The following is an 18,067-nucleotide window of genomic DNA, read 5'->3' on the forward strand; positions in this document are numbered from 1 at the left end:
AGCCGGCGATTCTAGCAGCCGGTCAGAAAAACTGGTTCCATTCATCGATCCAGTCGGGTACCGCTTCGCGTTCCATCGGCTTGGCGATGTAGAATCCCTGCGCATAGGTGCAGCCCAGGCCGCGCAGCAGGTCCCAGTCTTCGCGGGTCTCGACGCCGACCGCCACCGAATTGCGGCGCAGCTTGCGCGCAAGATCAAGGCAGGAACTCAGCGCGATGCGCATTTGCTCGTTCTGCGCGGCCCCGGCGACGAAGGAACGGTCGATCTTGAGGTCGAGGAAGGGAATGCGCAGCAATTGCTGCATGTTGGAGCGGGCGGTGCCGTAGTCGTCGACCGAGAGGCCGAAGCCTTTCATGCGCAGGCGGGCCAGGTTTTCGAGGCAGACCGGCGAATCGGTCATGGCCATGAGCTCGGTGATCTCGATGGTCAGAAAGGCGGGTTCGATGCCATGCTCATGGATGTGCGCGAGGATGCGTTCCGCCAGGCCGGCTTCGCTCAGGGCCGTGGCCGACAGGTTGATGGACACCGACAGCATCAATCCGCGGTCGTGCCAGCTCCGGCACGCGGCGACCGAGCGCTCGATAATGCGCCACGTCAGCCTTTCCATGCTGCCGCTCTGCTCGAGCACCGGAATGAATGCTTTCGGCGTCAGGATGCCGTGGGCCGGATGGCGCCAGCGCGCGAAGGCTTCGACCGCCTTGACCTTGCCGGTGGCCAGCTCGACCTTGGGCTGGAAGAAGGGCTCGAACTGGTTCTGCGCTAGTGCCGCGTGGATGTCGTCGAGGGAAAACTGGGGGAGCGCCTGCTGGGCGTCGCCCCGGGCGCGCGACGAAGGCTTGTAGTTGCCGATCAGCCGCTCCAGGACCTCCGGCGTGGCCGGCTTCTCGAAGGTGCCGAGCACGTCGATGCCATAGGCCTTGGACATGGTCTCGACCGAGAACAGCAGCGCTGACCCGAGGGCGCTGGTGAGGGCGACGGCGCCTGCGTGTTCGCCGTTGGCTAGATGGCGGACGAGCTCGATGCCATCCATGCCGGGCATGTTGAGGTCGACGAAGCTGATGTCGATGCGGCTCGACGCGTCGCTCAGGATCTTCAGCGCCTCGCGGCCGTTTTGCGCTTCCGTGATGTGAGTGGCTCCCAGCTTGGTCAACATGACCGTCAGCCAGTGGCGCTGGAATTCGTCGTCTTCCGCGACAAGGAATCTCAGCCCCCCGATGCGGTGATGTTGTTCGTCCTGCATGGTTGCCCATCCCGTGGAAATAATGCCTCCGGTCAATTATGCCCGTGATTCCATGGCACTTGAAGGACTATCTTCGGCTTGCAGGAATGGCAACGGAAATGGCCTGCCAGCCCGCCTGGAAAAGGCTCGGACGGGAACTCTTTCCATTCAGTAATGTCCTTGTGAAGCGGTTTCGCTCCCGATACGGACAAGCACGCCCATTCTGATCATTTGCAGGAGTTTTTTTGAACCGCCATTTGCTTCTCGCCTCGCTGTCCTGCGCGGCGCTTGCCGCCTGCGGCGGCGGAAACGATGCCTCCACTGCAGCAACTGCGGCAGCACCGGCAGCTTCCATCTCTTCCAGCCAGCCGGCCGGTGCCGCAGCGCCGGCGTCGACCGTCACATCGAACCCGGCGTCGATCCCGGCCGCGAGCACCGCGCCAGCATCATCGACAACGCCCTCCCCTTCGGCAACGACCTCAACGACTGCTCCCGCTTCTTCGCCGGCTCCCGCCGCTGCCCCGGCCGCGGACAGCGCCGGCACCGCGCAGACCTGCGGCATCGGCAGCTTCCAGCAGGACCTGCTGGCCCGCATCAACCAGGCGCGCGCCAGCAGCCGCGCCTGCGGCGCCACGACCTACCAGGCAGCGGGACCGGTGACCTGGAACGCCAGGCTGTTCGACGCGGCGGCGGCGCACGCGCAAGACATGGCGGCCAACAATTACTTTTCCCATGTGAGCCTGGACGGCACGACCTTCAGCCAGCGCATCACCGCCGCCGGCTACGCCTGGTCCGCCGTAGGGGAAAACATTGCCGCCGGCCAGACCACGCCCGCCGAGGTGATGGCCGCCTGGCTTGCCAGCCCCGGCCACTGCGCGAACATCATGAACGCCGCCTACACGGAGGTGGCGGTGGCCTGCGTCAGGAACGATGCCAGCCAGTACAAGTGGTACTGGGCGATGGAACTCGGCCATCCGCAGTAAGCGGCCGCGAAGCCGCAGGGCAAGTGCTGCAAAGCGGCCGCGCCTGGTTCACAATGAGGCATGGCTGTCTAGGAGCGGATCATGCGTACAGTGCTTGCGGTCGTTGCCCTGCTCCCCGCGCTCGCCATGGCGGGGGGTTCCAACTACACCATCGTTCCCGGCGTGTCCTCTCCGTCGGGAAAGGTAAGCGAGTGGGCAGTGCCCACGCCCCGTTTCGCCCGCGACCCCGCCGCCGCGCCGGACGGGCGCATCTACATCGCGGTCATGCATGGCAACAAGCTCGCGCGCTTCGATCCCGCCACGCGGCAATTCGAGGAATGGGACTTGCCGGAAGGCACGCGGCCGCACGGCCTTGTCGTCGATGAGAAAGGCACGGTCTGGATGACGGGCCATGGCAACGGCACGCTGCTGGAGATTCCCTTCGCCGACGGCAAGCCGGTGCGCATGACGGCGCACAAGACGCCATCCGGCGGCACGCCGCACACCATCATCTTCGACGGGCGCGAAGCGCTGTGGTTTACCAACCAGGGCGCCGACAAGGTGACGCGCTACGAACGCGCCAGCGGCAGAATGACGGAATTCGACAGCCGGGACGGCCCGTACGGCCTGGCGATGGACAAGTCGGGCAACGTCTGGTTCTGCCAGGCCAGCGGCCAGCGGGTGGGCCGCATCGACGCGAAGACGGGCAAGGTCACGGAGATCGATTTCGGCAAGGGCTCCCTGCCCCGGCGCATCGCCGCCGCACCTGACGATACGCTGTGGGTGGCGCGCTACGGCGACGGCAAGCTGACGCACATCGATGCGCGCAGCGGGAAGATCATCAAGTCCTACGAGATGCCGGCAGGTCCCAGCGGCAATCCCTATGCGGTCACGGTGGATGGCGCGGGCAAGGTCTGGGCCAACGAGATCGGCACCGACACGGTAACCCTCTTCGATCCGGCGAGCGAGAAATTCCGGGTCTTCGACCTGCCGACGAAGAACGAAGGCATCCGCAAGATGGTCGTCGATGCCAAGGGCAGGCTCTGGTACATGGGCAGCCACAGCGGCAAGCTGGGCGTGGTGGAATGAAGACCCCGCCCGGCGGCGCGGCAGGCGGGAAAACGCTACACTAGGCGGCCTCGATCAGGAAACCGCGCAGGCAACCGCAGCGCGCGGATGCCCTGGCGGATACACCATCTTTCCCTTCCCATCATGAAGTTTGCCCACCTCGTCGAAATCAACGATCCGCTCAATCCGCTGATCGATACCCTGAACCGCGAGCAGTTGTGGCGCGGCCTGGTGCTGCGCGCCGAACTGCCCAAGTCGTTCATTCCCTGGCTGGACAGCTGCACGATTACCGAGAAGCATGAATCCGGCGTATCGCGCGTCTGCCGTTACGGCGACCTGACTGTGCGCGACACGGTGACCTACGAGCCCATGCGCCAGGTGGTCTACAACGTGCCGCAGCAGAACGACATCCCCGAGTCGCGCCTGACGATGACCATCGAGGAACCGGAAAAGGACCAGTTCTTTGTGCGCTTCGAATACGAGGACGACGCGCCGGAAGAGAACATGGACGCCTTCTACAATGACTTCCGGAAATCGGCCTACGAGGAGGCCGACATCGACACCATCCGCGTGATCCGCCAGATGGCCGAACTGGGCAAGCTCGGCTGAGCCGCGGCAAGCGCTTTCCATGAAAAAGGCCGGCCCATGCAGCGCATGGCCGGCCTTTTTCACGCCAGGGGCGCGCCGATCAGTGATGGCGGCCGGTGACTTTCTCGGCGCCGTAGCGCACCGCGTCCTTCACCTTGTCCCAGGTGCTCTCGGGATGGCTCGATTCCCAGTCGCTGCGCACGTCGGGCTCGACCTCGTCCCAGCGATAGTTCTTGAAGCGTTCGGTGCCCGCCATGGTGGAACCGTAGCGATAGGCCGAGGCATAGTCTTCATAGCGTCCGCCGGAGTCGCCGTAGGCTGACTGCCAGTGGCGGCGGTAATCGGCGTCATCGTCGCCGGCCATGCCCGTCATGCCGACCGAGTCCGTGGCTGCCATGCTGCCCGTCAAGTCGCCCGTCATGCGCGACGTGCCGCTGCCGGCGCCGAGCTGCTCGACTTCCACGTCGGTGCGGCGCACGCTGTCATTGACCTCCTGTGTGCGCTGCGTGGCTTCCTTGTTGAGCACCACTTCCTCGACCACGCGCGCCGTCTTGGAAACGACGGGCTCTTCGGCCATTTCACGCAGCTCGATCGATCCTTCCTTGAAGGCGGCCAGGTCGGCTTCGGTGGCAGGCTTGTCGACAGGATGGCGTTCGACGTTCACGTGCTCCTCGCGCAGGTCGACGCTCTCGTTCACCGGCTGCTCGCGCACGCGCTGGAACACGCGTACGCCGCCGCGCTGCACCTCGCGCTTGCCGATCTCGACGTCTTCCTGGATCACCGGGATGCGCGTGCCTTCCGCCATGTCGCGGCCGGCGAGGTGCTCGGTCGTGTCGTGGCGCGTCGCTCCATTGCTGGCTCCATTGCCCATCCGGTCGGACAGATTGGCGCTGGCTTCCTGCGCCAGCGTGCGGTCGCGCGTTGCTTCATCGTTCATGTCGCTGGTGAATGACTGCGTTGCGGGCATGGCGGCGGCGTCGTTGACCATGTCGTTGTCGGTGGTGAACGACTGGTCGCGGTTGCGCAGCATGTCGCTTTCGGTGCCGCCGGCAAGGGCCCGGTCGACCGAACGGTCGCGCTGGGAGTCATCGAAGGCGGAGGAGCTCATCGCGTTGTCCACCGTGCGGTCGTTCAGGGCATTGTTGCGCATGTCTTCGGCGGCGGCGGTGTCGCGGAAGTTTTCGCCGCGGCTGGACGCGGCGCCCATGCCGGTACCGAGGTTCATGCCGGCATTTTCCGACAGGCTCATGTCGCGGCCCTGGGTGTACATGCTGCGGTCCTTCTCGATTTCAGAACCGCTCAGCATGGGCGCCGCCGGATCGTAGGTGTTCCAGCCCTGGCTGCGCCAGTGCGCGGCGCGCTCGTCGATGTCGATCGGATCATGGCGGTTCATGATCTCCACGGCGCGGTCGCGCATTTCCTCGGTGTCGGCACTGACCGTCAGCACGCAGCTGCCGCGCCGTACGGCCTCGGAATAGATGTCGTGGTGTTCCCGGTGCTCTTCCTCCATGCCGAACAGCGAACGGAAGAAATCGCCGATGGCGGAGCGGCCTTCCCCGGCGTCGTCGCGGCGGACCGCGGTGCCCGCGCCATCCTGGCCGGTGGATGCGTCTTGCATGTCGGGCGAGAGCTGCACGTCGCCGCGCGAGAAGCCCGCTGTGAGCAGCTCGTTGAGCGCCGATTCAGCCCGGGCATAGCTGTCATATACGCCTACTACGGTGTTGTCCATGATTGAAGTCTCCTAACAATGCAGGTTATCCGGCGGTGGAGCCGGGCTGGTGTGGCTGAGATGACTGAGGTAACGGAGCGTGGAAATCATCAGGCATAACGCGTGCCTGCTCTTCGTCGCCGAAGCGCTCGACGCGGATGTGTTCCGAGCGCAACGCGACCTGCTGCGGCTCGTGCACCTCCTGCCTGCGGCGCGTGATCCGCACCTCTTCCTTGAGCAGCAATTGCTTCTGCACGACGAGGACTTCCTCCAGCACCGGCACCACCAGCGTGTCGCCTTCGTAGCGGGTTTCCGGCAGGCGGCCTTCGGGCACGATCTGCCCGACGGGCACGTGTTCGACGGCAAGTTCTTCCCGCATCAGCGGCTCGTCGATCGTGCGATGCCGTTCATCGACCGTCTTGTGCAGACGGATGCCGCGGCCGGTCTCGACGACGCGCTTGTCCACGTGCAGGACTTCCTCCATCACCGGAAAAGTCATCTGCACGCCGTGCGCCTGTTCGAGCGCGGCGTCGAAGGCGAGCGGGAGGTGATAGCCGCCATCGTCATGCCGCTGCAGCAGGCTGGCGGGGACCAGCATCTGCTTGCCATCGGCGAGACGGATCCATGCGCGGCCATCTTCGCTTCCGCTGCCGGATTCGATGTTCACCAGCGACGCGCGCTGTCCCGCGGCGTCGGTCACCACGCCAGCCGCGGCGTCGTCAATGCCTTGGCGGTCGTCGGAAAAATGCGCCATGTCGAGTCCTCTTCATGCATGCTCAAGGAAGACGCCGGCATGCAAGTTGCGGGCCGGGCCGTTGGCCGTGCGTGCGCGCCTCGCGGCAGGCGCGCGGGCCATGCATCGCGCAGCGCTTTTTACCTTGATCAGGGAAAAACTTACATGCGGCAGATCATGCGCGGCTGCAAGAACTAATGCCGCCGCCCGTGTTCATACCGAGTTGAATGGCTGTCTATAAGGAGGCAAGAGTGACTACCACCATCATCGCAGGCAGGTTCCAGCAACAATCGGCAGTGGATGAAGCGGTCGATGAATTCACCCGCGCCGGCTTCGCGCGCGACCGCATTTCCGCGTTCTTCGTCAATCCCCAGGGGCAACACGATACCTATCCCATCGGCGGCGACCATGACCGCTCGCCCGGCGCGGGCGAGTCCGGCCAGGGCGTGGCGGCCGGCGCGGCGGCGGGCGGCGCGATCGGCCTCGCCGCCGCTCCTATCCTCGGTCCGGTCGGCACCATCACCGGCGGCCTGCTCGGCGCGCACATCGGCGGGCTGGTGGGCAGCATGGCGAAGATGAAGGACCGCGACGAGCATAGCGACCATCCGGACGACGTCGGCAACGAAGAACCGATCCGGCGCTCCGGCATGATGCTGGCGATTGCCGTGGAAGGCGAAGACCAGATGCACCAGGCGGTCAACCTGCTGCGCTCTCTGGCGGCGTCGGACATCGAGCTCGCCGAAGGCACGATCACCGAAGGCGACTGGACCGACTTCAACCCGGACGAACGCCCGCACCTGATCGGCTCGCCCGAGCAGGCAACCAGCTCCAGCGTCCCCTCGGACCTGCGGCGGCTCTGAGGCTCCCGGACGGCTGACGCGCTTCAGCCGTCGATGCGGGCAATCAGCGGCAAATGATCGGATGCCACCCGCGCCAGCGGCGTGGCATGCACCTCGACATGCACGAGGCGGTGGCGCGGCCGGATCCAGATGCGGTCCAGCGCGAACAGGGGCCAGCGCGACGGGAAGGTGGTCGGCGCCGGCACCGCCTGGAAGTGGTTCACCAGCGAGCGCAGCGTCTTGCCCCAGGCAAACCATTCGTTGATATCCCCGAGCAGGATCACCGGCATTTCGTCGGTATCGAATTTTTCGAGCAGCCGCCGGATCTGGTCGCGCCGTTCGGCCGGCCGCAAGCCGAGGTGCGTGGCGATCACCCGCAGCATGTGGCCATGGCAGTCGACGTCGGCGTCCAGCGCGCCGCGCGGCTCGCGGCTGCCGAAGGACAGGTCGATGCTGCGCACCGACAGGATGGGGTAGCGGCTCAGCACCGCGTTGCCATAGCGCTTTTCGCGCGTGTCGCAGGCCGGGCCCTCGGCCGCGGCGTAGCCTGTGGCGCGCTGCAGTTCGGCCAGGACGTTGGGCGTCCTGCTGCCGCCCAGCGGCACTTCCTGCAGGGCGATGATGTCGGCATCGAGTTCCTTCAGTACGCCGGCGATGCGTTCCGGAGCGAACCGGCCGTCGCAGCCGACCGCGCCGTGGATGTTGTAGGTGGCGATGGCCAGCGGCCACGGATCGCCGGTGGATGACGCGTGGGCGTCGGCTGCGTAGGCGCGGCTGGCGTCCGACAGATCGGTCATGCGCGCTGTTCCTCCCTTTTCCTGAGCGCCCGGCGCAAGGCCAGGGCGACGACGATGATCACCGCCGCCACGCCTGCCAGCACCGCGATCGTTCCCGCGCTGGGCCGGCGGATGGCTTCCGCCAGGTGATGCACGAAGGTGACCGTCATGACGATGCCGGGCAGCATGCCGAGGAAGGTGCCGATGATGTAGTCGCGGAAGCGGATGTGCGAGGCGCCGGCGACGAGATTGACGATGCTGAACGGCGCCACCGGCAGCACGCGGATGACGATCACCGCGAGGATGCCGCGGCTGGCGATGCGCTGGCTGAGGCGGTTGACCCGTTCGCCGAGCATGCGCTGCACGGTATCGCGTCCCAGCCAGTGGCCGATGCCGTAGGTCGCCATGGCGCTGAGCACGGTGCCCGCGATCGCATACAGGGTGCCTTGCACCGGCCCGAACACGATGCCGGTGACGGCGATGAGCAGCATGACCGGCACCACGAGCAGGCCGGCGCCGATGTAGCAAGCCGCGATCGCCAGCGGCGTGAACGGCAGGTCGTCCAGCCGGCGCGCGAAGGCCACCATCGATTCCAGGTTGACGAATTCGCGCAGCGGCGTCCAGCGCCATGCCAGCGCCAGCGTGGCCAAGCCGAGCGCGAACAGGCCGAGGCCGATCAGCCGGCCCGGCAGGGGCTTGCGGGCCTCGCGCGGCACCACGTCGGTCACCAGCTTTTCCGGCTCGATCGGTTGCTCGGGATCGAACAATGCCTGTTCCGGAATCAGCGCATCGAGTTCCGGCGGCACGCTGGGCGCCATCTGCCTCAGCGAGCGTTCTTCATTGCGCAGGGCGCGCACCGCGCCGAGCAGGCTGCCCTGCTGCAGCATGGCTTCGCGCACGGCTTCCGGCGAGGTGTCGAGATGTTCGGCCAGCAGGCGGTTGCGCAGGCGCGCGATGGCCAGCCGCAGGCGTTCCCGCTCGCCGTTGCTGCCGGCCGCTTCGATCGTCAGGTTGCACTCGGTGTCCAGGGCCATCGACCGGTTGCTGAGGTTGGCCGAACCGACGCAGAACAGGTCGTCGTCCACCGCGAACACCTTGCTGTGCACGTTCAGGCATTGCTCGACCAGCCCGGGGATGTGGGGACATGCCATCAGGTAATGGCCATGCGCGTCGGCGTCGGCCAGCCGCCGGTGCGCCCGGGCGCGCAGCACGCCCATCGTGGCCTGCTCCAGCCAGCCGCTCTGGGTCTGCGGCGACACGATGAGCACTTCCGGCCCCTGCGGCTCCTTCAGGCGCTCGGCGAGCGCGTCGGCCAGCAGGCCGGAGGTGAAATACTGGTTCTCGAAGAACAGGGAACGGCGCGCCGCGGCGATGGCGTCGAGGTGCAGTTGCCGCACTTCATGCACGCCGGCATGGCCTTCGAAGGCCGGTTCGGTGCGCGAGATCGCGACGTCGACGTCGACGATGTCGGGCTGCACGCCGTCCGGCCAGGGATCGTGTTCGCTGCGGCGCGGGCCGGCCAGGCGTTCGCCGGTCGCGCGCTGCCAGCGCGCCCGCGCTAGCTCGCCGAGCGCCCAGGCCACATCGCCATCGACCATGGCCTGCACGTCATGGAAAGGGGCGTGCGGCTTGCCGTCGCTGTCGCAGCGCAAGGGGGCATGGCAGGCATGGTCCGAGGTATCCCAGCGGGCCTTGGTCAGGTCGAGCCCGCCGACGAAGGCGACCGCGTCATCGACCACCACGACCTTCTGGTGGTGCGATCCGCCAAGGGGATGGTTCGCGTCCATGCGGAAGGCCAGGTTGCGGTGGGTGCGCCAGTCCAGCTTCACGACCGGCAGCCATTCCCGCTCGAGCGCGTAGAGCATGGCGTAGTCCCAGTTCAGCACATGGACGTGCAGGTCTGGCCGGCTGGCCGCGATTTCATGCAGGAAATCGCCGAGGGGTTCAGGATAACCATCCCTGGCGCCGTCAGGCACGAGGCGGATTCGGCTGTCGATGTCCCAGCTCAGGATGAAGACGCTGTGCCGGGCATTGACGATGGCCGCGCGCACCGCCCGGAAGTAGGCGTCGGCATCGACCAGCATGGCGAAGCGTCGCGCCCGCTCGATGCGCCAGCAGTTGCGTCCGGGACGCAGGAGGCCGCTGGCCATGGAAGGGGGATCAAGAAAGGGTTCTTGCGCTCGCATCGTGCATGCCGAAGGGGAAACATTGTCGTTTTGGATTCGACGCAGGGCGGGCCGATTGGTTTCTTTACTGCCTGGACAGGATGAATCTTCCCTAGCCGCCTTCGCGGTGATCGGGAATCGGCGGGATCTCGCGCGGCGGGGACGCGGCCGGCACGCCCGGGTTGCCGGCCGCGCCGGTTCCGGCGGATGCTTCCGAGCTGCCTGAGACACCTGAGCCGCCCGAACCATTGATTGCGGGCGGTGCGGATTGCTGGGTATTGGCGAGGTTGCAGGCGGCGCTGAGTTGCTGCGCATACACGGGGCTGAACAAGGTCTTGTAGCGCGAACGGGTAAACGATGCCGTTGCGGGCAGGAGGTCATCGCGTCCCGGCTTGTCGGTGCGTTTCCACTGCAATCCGCCGCCGGTCATCTTGAGTTGTCCGCTGACCGGCGCGTCCGGCCTGGCGCGGCTGCTCACGAGGCTGACGTTCGCGGTGTCGTCGGCGATGCTGCCGAGGATGGACGGCCCGGAAGCGGCCTCGTCGACCATGGTCGCGCTGGCGGTGGCGAAGGTATGCGAGCCGCAGAGCCGGTCCTGTTTCTGGAACAGCTCGAGCACGAATTGCGAGCATTTGCCGGGCGCATACTTCGTGCCGCCGGGACAGACCGCGGCTGTCCAGACGCCGGTGAAGTCGCTGGCCGCGGCGGGCACGGCTACGCTCCCAAGAGCAACGAGGACGGCAACGACGGCGGCGATGGCGAACGCGGACGGGCAGGAGGCGCGCATGACGACAGGAACGATGGAAGTTGGGGCAGGACCCGGTGCTGCATGTCCACCTTAGCCTCCTTCGTTCCGGCGGGTCTTGTGGTTTGTTAAGACCCCTACCAGCCTCATTTGGCGCAGTCGCAGGCCTGCTCGCCCTTGTCGAAGATGATCTTCCATACGCCGGGCGCTTCCTGCCGCCAGATGGACGTGAAGGTGCCGATCTTCTTGCCCGCGGGATCATGTACCGGCCCGCTGCTGAGCGCCAGCCCTCCGGAAGGCAGCACCTCCACCTTGTCGGGCTCCCAGGAGAACGGCGCCTGCGGGCCTTCGTAGAAGCGCTTCCACCAGCCCGCCACGGCTTCCTTGCCGTGCAGGGGCGATGGGCCCGAAAAGAATACCGCTTCGTCCGACAGGAAACGGGTGAACGCGGCATGATCGCGGTCCGCCATGGTCTTGGCGAAGGCGCGTTCGGTTTCCCTGACCTCACCGGACAGCCGGGCCTGGCGTTCTTCGCCGGCGGCGGCCGAGGGTGCAGCAGGCAGGATGGCCGCCGCGCACAGTGCGATAGAGGCAGTGATCGGAAGAAGACGCATGGCAACTCCTTTCATGATGGCAAGGGTGCGGCGAGATCGGTCCACATGTGGACCTTGGCGATGTAGCGCTCGCCTTCGCGCATGGCCAGCGGTTCGACGCCGAAGACCGAAAAACCGCAGCGCTCATACAGCCGCTGGGCCGCCTCGTTGCCTTCCGAGACAGTAAGCTGGACCACGCGCAAGCCCGCCTGCCCCCGCGCATGCCGCAGCAGCGCCTGGACGAGGGCCTTGCCGGTGCCGCCATGGCGCGCCGCGGGCTGGACGAACATGCCGAGCAGGCTCGCCTTGTGGCGGCTTTTCGGCCGCGGCTCGCGGCGGTAGCTGACCGCGCCCACCAGTGCCGCGCCGTCGAAGGCGCCGAAGCTCGCTTCCATGCTGTCCTCGCCCGCGCCGACGCGCGTTTCCCACCAGGACATCGGGAAGGCGGCGCGTTCGTCGACGCTGGCGGTGAAAGCTTCGGGATGCGCCGCATATGCCTGCAGCATCAGGGTCCGGTAGGCATCGGCGTCGGCGGGAAGCAGTCTGCGGATCTCGGGTGTGTGCATGCTGGTCGGGAAGGACGAAGCGTGGCGCTGACGCCCGCGCGGTCAAGGGGGAATGGGCGCATCTTGCCAGAGCCGGCCGGCATGCACAACGGTCCGCCCTGCCCGGCGCCTCCGGACCGGACTCAGCCTGACCGGCCGTCGAAACCGCCCACCGGACCGCTGCGCTCGGCATGCAGGCGGGCCCGTTCCGGCGTGAGGAAGAACGACATCCGGACGAGCGAGCCGAGCTCCTCCGAAAACTCCATGCCGGTGATCACGAAGCCGAGCCGCAGCTTGGCGATCAGCACCGGGTTGTTGGTGGACAGGTGCCTGGAATACACGGTGTGGCAGCCCCGGGCGGCGGCTTCGTCGAGCACGGCGCGCGCGAGGCGGGAATAGACGCCGCGCCGGCGGTGGGCCGGCAGGACAGCGGAATTGGCCACGTAGAAGGCGCCGCCGCGTTCATACCATCCCATCGACCAGCCGACGAGCGTGTCGCCATCGAAGGCGCCCACCCGCAGGCGCTCCGGCGCGGGCAGGCTGTCGCGCAACGCATCGGCGCGCGCGAAGGCGTCGTCGCCCAGTTGCGAGCGTAGCAGGGAGCGGCGGGCAAGGTCGCCGAAAAGGCGCTCGACCGTCTCGGTGAAAGCGGGTTCGTCGAACTGCGGCACGACCGCGATGCGGATGCCGTCCGCCCGTTCCAGGCTGGTTGCTTGTGTCAAGGCGTCTCCCTGTTCAGATATCCATCGGATCGACTTCGAGCGACCACTTTACCCGGCTTTTCATGGCGCGCAGCTGCAGCATCCACTCCCTCAGGTAGGCCTGAAGCGCGGGGCGGGAAGGCGATTCGACCAGCAGCTGGGCGCGCTCGACGTTGGCCACGCGCGTCAAGGCCATGGGAATGGGATCGTTGATGGTGATGCCGGGCGGCTGGAGCATGCCGGCGGCTTCCTGCAGGAAGGCCAGCGCGGCATCGAGTTCGCGCGCCTCGGCGCGCAGCAGCGCCTGGTAGAGGTAAGGCGGCAGGCCGGCTTGCTGGCGTTCCTCGAGCAGGCCGGCGGCGAAACGGTCGTAGTCGTGCGCCATGAGCGCCGCATACAGGGGATGCTGCGGGTAGCGCGTCTGGATCAGGACTTCGGCGGCATTGCCATCTTCCTTGCGCGCCGCGCGGCCCGCCCGTCCGCCGACCTGCATGAGCTGCGCGAACAGGCGCTCGCTGGCGCGGTAATCGTGCGAAAACAGGGCGGTGTCGGGATTGAGCACGCCGACCAGCGTGAGGTTGCGGAAGTCATGTCCCTTGGCGACCATCTGCGTGCCGATGAGGATGTCCACCTCGCCCCGGTGCACGGCGTCGAAGGCGGCCTGCGCGCTGCCCTTGAGGCGCGTGGAATCGGCATCGATGCGCAGCAGCCTCGCCTCCGGGAACAGGTGCTGCAGGTTTTCCTCGATGCGCTGGGTGCCGCGGCCGAGCGGCTGCAGGTCCACGTTGCCGCAGGTGGGGCAGGCGCGCGGAATGCGCTGCTCCATGCTGCAATGATGGCAGCGCAGGCGGTGCTCCGACTTGTGCAGGACCATGAACGCGGTGCAGCGCACGCAGTTGCTGATCCAGCCGCAGGACTCGCAGGACAGGACCGGCGCGTAGCCGCGGCGGTTCAGGAAAAGCAGCGATTGCTCGCCCTGGTCGAGACGCTTCTTGATCGCGGCGCGCAAGCTGGCGGTGAGCCCGCCGTCGGCCTTGTCACGCTCCATGTCGACAAGCCGGATAGCGGGGAGCACGGCGTCGGGCACGGCGCGTTCGCGCAGCGTGAGCTCCCGGTAGCGGCCGGTGCGCGCATGGTGCCAGGTTTCGAGCGACGGGGTGGCCGAGCCGAGCACCAGCGGGATGTCCAGCTGGCGCGCGCGCCAGACGGCGAGGTCGCGCGCGGAATAGCGCAGTCCTTCCTGCTGCTTGTACGAGGGGTCGTGCTCTTCGTCGATGATGATGAGCTTCAGCGCGGGCAGCGAAGCGAGGACCGCGAGCCGCGTGCCAAGGATGATGCGGGCACGGCCGAGGTGCGCGGCGATCCAGTGCTGCAGGCGTTCGCCTTCCGCGAGGCCGCTGTGCAGGGTGACCACGTCGACGCCCGGAAAGCGCGCCCGCACGTTGGCTTCGAGCTGGGGCGTCAGGTTGATTTCCGGCGTCAGGATCAGCACCTGGGCGTCATGGTTTTCCGGCTTGGCGAGGATGCGCGCCGCCGCCTGCAGGTAGACCTCGGTCTTGCCGCTTCCCGTCACGCCGTACAGCAGGATGGGCGCGAAGCCCTCGGCGGCGGCGATCGCCTCGGCCGCCTCGCGCTGTGCCGCATTCAGCGGCGGCATGTTGGCGGGAGCGGGATCGTGAGCGTGTTCCTTGCCCGCCAGGCGCTTCAGCGCCCGGTCGAGGGATACCGTGGTCTCCGCGCGCAGGTTCTTCGGAATGCCGGGAATGACCACCTCGCCCAGGGGCCGCTGGTAGTAATCGGCGGCGAAGCTGCACAAGGCGATCCAGTCGGGCCGGAGCGGCTCGAGCTGAGCGCGGAGCGAAAGCACGGGCTTGAGCTTGTCTGGCGGGACGTCCGAGGTATCTTCGATGGCGATGATCAGGCCGACGGCTTCCCGCTTGCCGAACGGGACCATGGCCAGCTGGCCGGGGCGCGGCGGCGAGCTTGCGCCGTCGTCGAGCCAGACATAGTCGAAGAGCTGGTCGAGCGGCGTGTCGAGGGCGATCTTGAGGATGCGTTGTTTCACAAACTTAAAGTAATTTTTTAGAAAAAACGCTAAGCCACGGTTTCTAAAGCAGGATTTCGGTCTATCCACACAAGCTGTGGATAACTTTGTGGGCAAGTCTTGGGAAAGCTTTGGAGAGGCGCTCCACTGGGCGGTTTCCGCTACGTTGCCGCTTTTTCTTGCATCGATTTTTTCCTTAATTTTCAGACGCTTGGCGCTGCGTTCCTAGCGACGGATATTTTCCCTCGGAAAAATTCCGCGCAACTTGACAATTTTTCGGGATTCCAGTTTGTGTGAATAACCGCCCCGCCGCTGTCTCTCGTTTGCGCCACTTTGCGGCAATCCGCTTGAGATTTCGCAGCGTCGTGGCGCGGCGGCAATTGCCTGCCCGCATGCGTTTCGTTGTCCGGGCGGAAACCGTTCGGGGAAATCGGTACGACCATGTTGTGCTGCATTCCTGGTTCACTGCCGCCCAAGAATCTTAAAGTAAACTTTCACATTCCTCCGTAACTTGGCGATGGAAAAGGAGTTTTTCGGGGTATCCACAAAGTCTGTGGATAACTTTGTGGAGAAAGTGCCGGCACTTCGGCGCAGAGCCACGGCTGGCGCGGGTTTCGGCGGTTTCGCGGCGAATTGCCAGAAAAAATTTTCCTTCAATTTCAATGACTTGCGGGAGGCGTTCGCGCCTGCCGTGAAGGCGCCGAATCGAGGTTGTTTCCGCATCGCACCATCACCGTACTGTGAATAAGCGCAGCGTTCCGCCGGTCAATGGTATTTCCGGCGGGATTGATCGTGCTTAAGCCGCGGGTCAGGCTTCGGAACGCAGCCTGCGGCCGACGTCGTGGACCGTATCGACCAGCACGCTGACGGCCTCGGGAGGCGTGAACTGGGAAATGCCGTGCCCGAGGTTGAACACGTGGCCGTTGCCCGCCTGGGGCTTGCCGAACGATTCCAGCACGCGCGTGGCCTCGCTGCGGATCTGCTCGGCGCCGGCGAAGAGGGTCATCGGGTCGAGGTTGCCTTGCAGCGCAACGCGGTCACCCACCCGGCGGCGCGCTTCGCCCAGATTGACGGTCCAGTCCAGGCCGACGGCGTCGGCGCCGATGTCCGCGATCTCTTCGAGCCAGAGGCCGCCGCCCTTGGTAAAGACGATGGCAGGAATGTGCGCGCCCTGGTGTTCACGCTTGAGGCGGGAGACCACCTCGCGCATGTAGGCCAGAGAGAAGCGCTGGTACAGGCCATCCGCCAGGGTGCCGCCCCAGGTATCGAAGATCATGACCGCCTGGGCGCCTGCCTCGATCTGCGCATTCAGGTAGCTGGCCACGGCGCTGGCATTGGTCTTGAGGATGTGGTGCATGAGATCGGGGCGGTTGTACATCATGCTCTTGACCAGTCGGAAGTCGTCGGAGCCGCCGCCCTCCACCATGTAGCACGCCAGTGTCCACGGACTGCCGGAGAAGCCGATCAGCGGGACGCGGCCATTGAGCGTGGTGCGGATCTGGGTCACGGCATCGAACACGTATTGCAGGGATCCGGGAGGCGGTTCCTGCAGCGCCATCACGGCCTTCTCGTCGCGCAGCGGATGTTCGAACTTCGGGCCCTCGCCCTCGGCGAAATACAGCCCCAGTCCCATCGCATCCGGGACGGTGAGGATGTCGGAGAACAGGATCGCGGCGTCGAGCGCGTAGCGGTCGAGCGGCTGGATCGTCACCTCCGTGGCGTAATCCGGGTTCTTGGCGAGGCCGAGGAAGGAGCCGGCCCGCTTGCGGGTGGCGCAGTACTCGGGAAGGTAGCGGCCGGCCTGGCGCATGAGCCAGAGCGGCGTGTAATCGGTGGGCTGGCGCATGAGTGCGCGCAGGAAAGTATCGTTCTTGAGCGGGGCGAAGTTGGTGGGCATGGGCGTCTTTCGGTAATCCTGCATTATCGCCCAGGGCGGGCTAAAACGCTGCTGGTAACGCTGGTTGCGACGCTGCTTGTGCGTGAAACGCGGCGCTTTCCTGGAAGCGGAAAAGCGCCTGCATGGAAGCGCGATCCGGCGCCCGGCAGGTGTGCCTGCCTTCGTTCAGCCCGGCATGCGGTTCACGCACAGGTCGGCCATCTGGCGGGCCCACACCGCGCAGCCGCGGACGGACGGGTGGTAGCCGTCGCTTGCCATCATCTGCGGCGAGACGAGGTCGACATGCAGCGGCACGTGCAGCACGGCAGGCAGGCTCGCTGCCAGGCGTGCGCTCTCGTGGTCGAGCGCGGCGGACTTGAGCCCCATGACCCAGCGCAGGGGCTGCGGCAGGGCTGGAAAGCGGGAGAGCGGCGGCACGCCCGCCAGCAGGATGATGCGTGGCTGGCAGCGTTCCTCCAGCGCCTGCAACAGGCTGGAAAGCGTATCGCGCCACCGGCCGACCGGCGTGAACGCCGTCGTGTCGTTGACGCCCAAGCAAACGAGCGCCACGTCGACGGGGGCGGCGGGCAGCCCCGGCAGCACGGCTTCGCCGATTTCCCTGGCGGTGGCGCCGTTGCGCCCATGGGCCTGCCATGCCACGGGACGGCCGAGGCTGGATGACAGCGCGCGGGCGAGTTGTGCGGTGATGGCGTCTTCCTGGGTGGGGACGCCGACGCCGGCGACCGGCGATTCGCCGATGGCGACGATGCGCAAGGCCTGGCCGGCGAGCTGCGCGCCGGCCAGGCCCTCGCGCGGGCCGTCCGCTTCCGGCAAGCGCGGCGTCTTGCGCCGGGTCCGCTTTCCCTGCCAGGACAGCAGCGGAAACAGGGGTAGCGCGACGAGTTCGGGGAGAAACTGCTGCATGGTTCGCGAATAACGCTGATGACGGAAGGGCCGCACCGGCAGGCTTGATCGTACAGGGCTCAGGCACGCATGGCTCGGCGCCTGGTAACAAAAAAGGCAGCCGAAGCTGCCTTGATTGTCATGCTGACGTGCCCTGCCGGATCAACGCTTCTTGCGCAACTTCTGGATGGCGGCGAGCTGTGCTACGGCGGCGGCGAGTTCTGCCTGCGCCTTTGCATAGTCGATCGCGGAATCCTTGTTGACAAGGGCTTCTTCGGCCAGTCGCTTGGCTTCGGCTGCCTTCGCCTCGTCCAGGTCATGACCGCGGATGGCGGTATCGGCCAGCACGGTGACGCCATGCGGCTGCACTTCGAGAAGACCGCCCGCCACGAAAACGAATTCGTCTTCGGCCTGGCCCGGTACCTTGATGCGTACCGCGCCGGGACGGATGCGCGTGATCAGCGGCGTGTGCTGGGGGTAAATGCCCAGCTCGCCCGCTTCACCCGGCAACGCGACGAACTCGGCTTCGCCGGCGAAGATTTCCTCTTCGGCGGACACGACGTCGACGTGAATGGTGTTTGCCATGTTGGAACCTTTGTTGT

General features: G+C 66.3%; 17 protein-coding genes. 4 read left to right on the plus strand and 13 right to left on the minus strand.

Annotated elements, in window-relative coordinates; translation table 11 throughout:
- Positions 1-22 precede the first annotated feature (22 nt).
- Positions 23-1,240 carry an EAL domain-containing response regulator gene (locus tag G3574_RS20570; protein WP_163967389.1) on the minus strand — a complete coding sequence of 406 codons (1,218 nt, stop codon included), beginning with the start codon at positions 1,238-1,240 and terminating at the stop codon, positions 23-25.
- 224 nt (positions 1,241-1,464) lie between these two features.
- Here G3574_RS20570 and G3574_RS28470 point away from each other — a divergent pair, with 224 nt between their 5' ends.
- From G3574_RS28470 to G3574_RS20585, 3 genes are all read left to right on the plus strand, one after another.
- A complete protein-coding gene (locus G3574_RS28470) occupies positions 1,465-2,202 on the plus strand; it encodes a CAP domain-containing protein (RefSeq protein ID WP_235953533.1) in 738 nt (245 codons plus the stop codon).
- 81 nt (positions 2,203-2,283) lie between these two features.
- Positions 2,284-3,270, plus strand: coding sequence for a Vgb family protein (locus tag G3574_RS20580; RefSeq protein WP_163967390.1), 987 nt, complete (start codon positions 2,284-2,286; stop codon positions 3,268-3,270).
- A gap of 123 nt (positions 3,271-3,393) precedes the next feature.
- Positions 3,394-3,858, plus strand: a complete 465-nt coding sequence (locus tag G3574_RS20585) for an SRPBCC family protein (RefSeq protein WP_163967391.1) — start codon at positions 3,394-3,396, stop codon at positions 3,856-3,858.
- A 79-nt stretch (positions 3,859-3,937) separates the two neighbouring features.
- Here G3574_RS20585 and G3574_RS20590 read toward each other — a convergent pair whose 3' ends face one another.
- Together G3574_RS20590 and G3574_RS28475 are read right to left on the minus strand one after the other, a co-directional pair.
- The gene (locus G3574_RS20590; protein WP_235953534.1) at positions 3,938-5,566 is read right to left on the minus strand and encodes a YsnF/AvaK domain-containing protein; all 1,629 of its coding nucleotides are present in this window, start codon (positions 5,564-5,566) and stop codon (positions 3,938-3,940) included.
- A 25-nt stretch (positions 5,567-5,591) separates the two neighbouring features.
- Entirely contained in the window at positions 5,592-6,299 is a 708-nt protein-coding gene (locus G3574_RS28475; RefSeq protein WP_235953535.1) for a YsnF/AvaK domain-containing protein, read from the minus strand.
- A gap of 230 nt (positions 6,300-6,529) precedes the next feature.
- Between G3574_RS28475 and G3574_RS20600 the strand changes: the two genes are divergently transcribed.
- Positions 6,530-7,138, plus strand: a complete 609-nt coding sequence (locus G3574_RS20600; protein ID WP_328804822.1) for a hypothetical protein — start codon at positions 6,530-6,532, stop codon at positions 7,136-7,138.
- Positions 7,139-7,161: 23 nt separating this feature from the next.
- Here G3574_RS20600 and G3574_RS20605 read toward each other — a convergent pair whose 3' ends face one another.
- From G3574_RS20605 to G3574_RS20650, 10 genes are all read right to left on the minus strand, one after another.
- Positions 7,162-7,914, minus strand: coding sequence for an endonuclease/exonuclease/phosphatase family protein (locus G3574_RS20605; protein WP_163967393.1), 753 nt, complete (start codon positions 7,912-7,914; stop codon positions 7,162-7,164).
- Positions 7,911-10,043, minus strand: a complete 2,133-nt coding sequence (locus G3574_RS20610; RefSeq protein ID WP_235953536.1) for a VTT domain-containing protein — start codon at positions 10,041-10,043, stop codon at positions 7,911-7,913. Before G3574_RS20610 ends, G3574_RS20605 begins: the two co-directional genes overlap by 4 nt.
- A gap of 127 nt (positions 10,044-10,170) precedes the next feature.
- Positions 10,171-10,845, minus strand: a complete 675-nt coding sequence (locus G3574_RS20615; protein WP_163967395.1) for a hypothetical protein — start codon at positions 10,843-10,845, stop codon at positions 10,171-10,173.
- A gap of 104 nt (positions 10,846-10,949) precedes the next feature.
- Entirely contained in the window at positions 10,950-11,417 is a 468-nt protein-coding gene (locus G3574_RS20620; protein ID WP_163967396.1) for a YybH family protein, read from the minus strand.
- A gap of 11 nt (positions 11,418-11,428) precedes the next feature.
- The gene (locus tag G3574_RS20625; RefSeq protein ID WP_163967398.1) at positions 11,429-11,962 is read right to left on the minus strand and encodes a GNAT family N-acetyltransferase; all 534 of its coding nucleotides are present in this window, start codon (positions 11,960-11,962) and stop codon (positions 11,429-11,431) included.
- Positions 11,963-12,084: 122 nt separating this feature from the next.
- The gene (locus G3574_RS20630; protein ID WP_163967401.1) at positions 12,085-12,663 is read right to left on the minus strand and encodes a GNAT family N-acetyltransferase; all 579 of its coding nucleotides are present in this window, start codon (positions 12,661-12,663) and stop codon (positions 12,085-12,087) included.
- Between the two features lie 13 nt (positions 12,664-12,676).
- On the minus strand, positions 12,677-14,707 hold the full coding sequence (locus tag G3574_RS20635) for a primosomal protein N' (RefSeq protein WP_163967403.1): 2,031 nt from the start codon (positions 14,705-14,707) through the stop codon (positions 12,677-12,679).
- A 787-nt stretch (positions 14,708-15,494) separates the two neighbouring features.
- Complete coding sequence (gene hemE / locus G3574_RS20640) at positions 15,495-16,583, minus strand: uroporphyrinogen decarboxylase (protein ID WP_163967405.1); 1,089 nt, start codon at positions 16,581-16,583, stop codon at positions 15,495-15,497.
- Between the two features lie 165 nt (positions 16,584-16,748).
- Positions 16,749-17,486 carry an SGNH/GDSL hydrolase family protein gene (locus G3574_RS20645; RefSeq protein WP_163967407.1) on the minus strand — a complete coding sequence of 246 codons (738 nt, stop codon included), beginning with the start codon at positions 17,484-17,486 and terminating at the stop codon, positions 16,749-16,751.
- A gap of 141 nt (positions 17,487-17,627) precedes the next feature.
- Complete coding sequence (locus tag G3574_RS20650; RefSeq protein WP_163967409.1) at positions 17,628-18,050, minus strand: F0F1 ATP synthase subunit epsilon; 423 nt, start codon at positions 18,048-18,050, stop codon at positions 17,628-17,630.
- Positions 18,051-18,067 lie beyond the last annotated feature (17 nt).

The sequence above is a fragment of the Noviherbaspirillum galbum genome, from assembly GCF_010974945.1.
GTDB lineage: Bacteria > Pseudomonadota > Gammaproteobacteria > Burkholderiales > Burkholderiaceae_D > Noviherbaspirillum > Noviherbaspirillum galbum.

Coding starts and splice junctions, on each gene's coding strand:
- G3574_RS20605 (WP_163967393.1), bottom strand. CDS start 7,914: ATGACCGATCTGTCGGACGCCAGCCGCGCCTACGCAGCCGACGCCCAC.
- G3574_RS20570 (WP_163967389.1), bottom strand. CDS start 1,240: ATGCAGGACGAACAACATCACCGCATCGGGGGGCTGAGATTCCTTGTC.
- G3574_RS20590 (WP_235953534.1), bottom strand. CDS start 5,566: ATGGACAACACCGTAGTAGGCGTATATGACAGCTATGCCCGGGCTGAA.
- G3574_RS28475 (WP_235953535.1), bottom strand. CDS start 6,299: ATGGCGCATTTTTCCGACGACCGCCAAGGCATTGACGACGCCGCGGCT.
- G3574_RS20650 (WP_163967409.1), bottom strand. CDS start 18,050: ATGGCAAACACCATTCACGTCGACGTCGTGTCCGCCGAAGAGGAAATC.
- G3574_RS20610 (WP_235953536.1), bottom strand. CDS start 10,043: ATGGCCAGCGGCCTCCTGCGTCCCGGACGCAACTGCTGGCGCATCGAG.
- G3574_RS20615 (WP_163967395.1), bottom strand. CDS start 10,845: ATGCGCGCCTCCTGCCCGTCCGCGTTCGCCATCGCCGCCGTCGTTGCC.
- G3574_RS20585 (WP_163967391.1), top strand. CDS start 3,394: ATGAAGTTTGCCCACCTCGTCGAAATCAACGATCCGCTCAATCCGCTG.
- G3574_RS20620 (WP_163967396.1), bottom strand. CDS start 11,417: ATGCGTCTTCTTCCGATCACTGCCTCTATCGCACTGTGCGCGGCGGCC.
- G3574_RS20625 (WP_163967398.1), bottom strand. CDS start 11,962: ATGCACACACCCGAGATCCGCAGACTGCTTCCCGCCGACGCCGATGCC.
- hemE (WP_163967405.1), bottom strand. CDS start 16,583: ATGCCCACCAACTTCGCCCCGCTCAAGAACGATACTTTCCTGCGCGCA.
- G3574_RS20580 (WP_163967390.1), top strand. CDS start 2,284: ATGCGTACAGTGCTTGCGGTCGTTGCCCTGCTCCCCGCGCTCGCCATG.
- G3574_RS20645 (WP_163967407.1), bottom strand. CDS start 17,486: ATGCAGCAGTTTCTCCCCGAACTCGTCGCGCTACCCCTGTTTCCGCTG.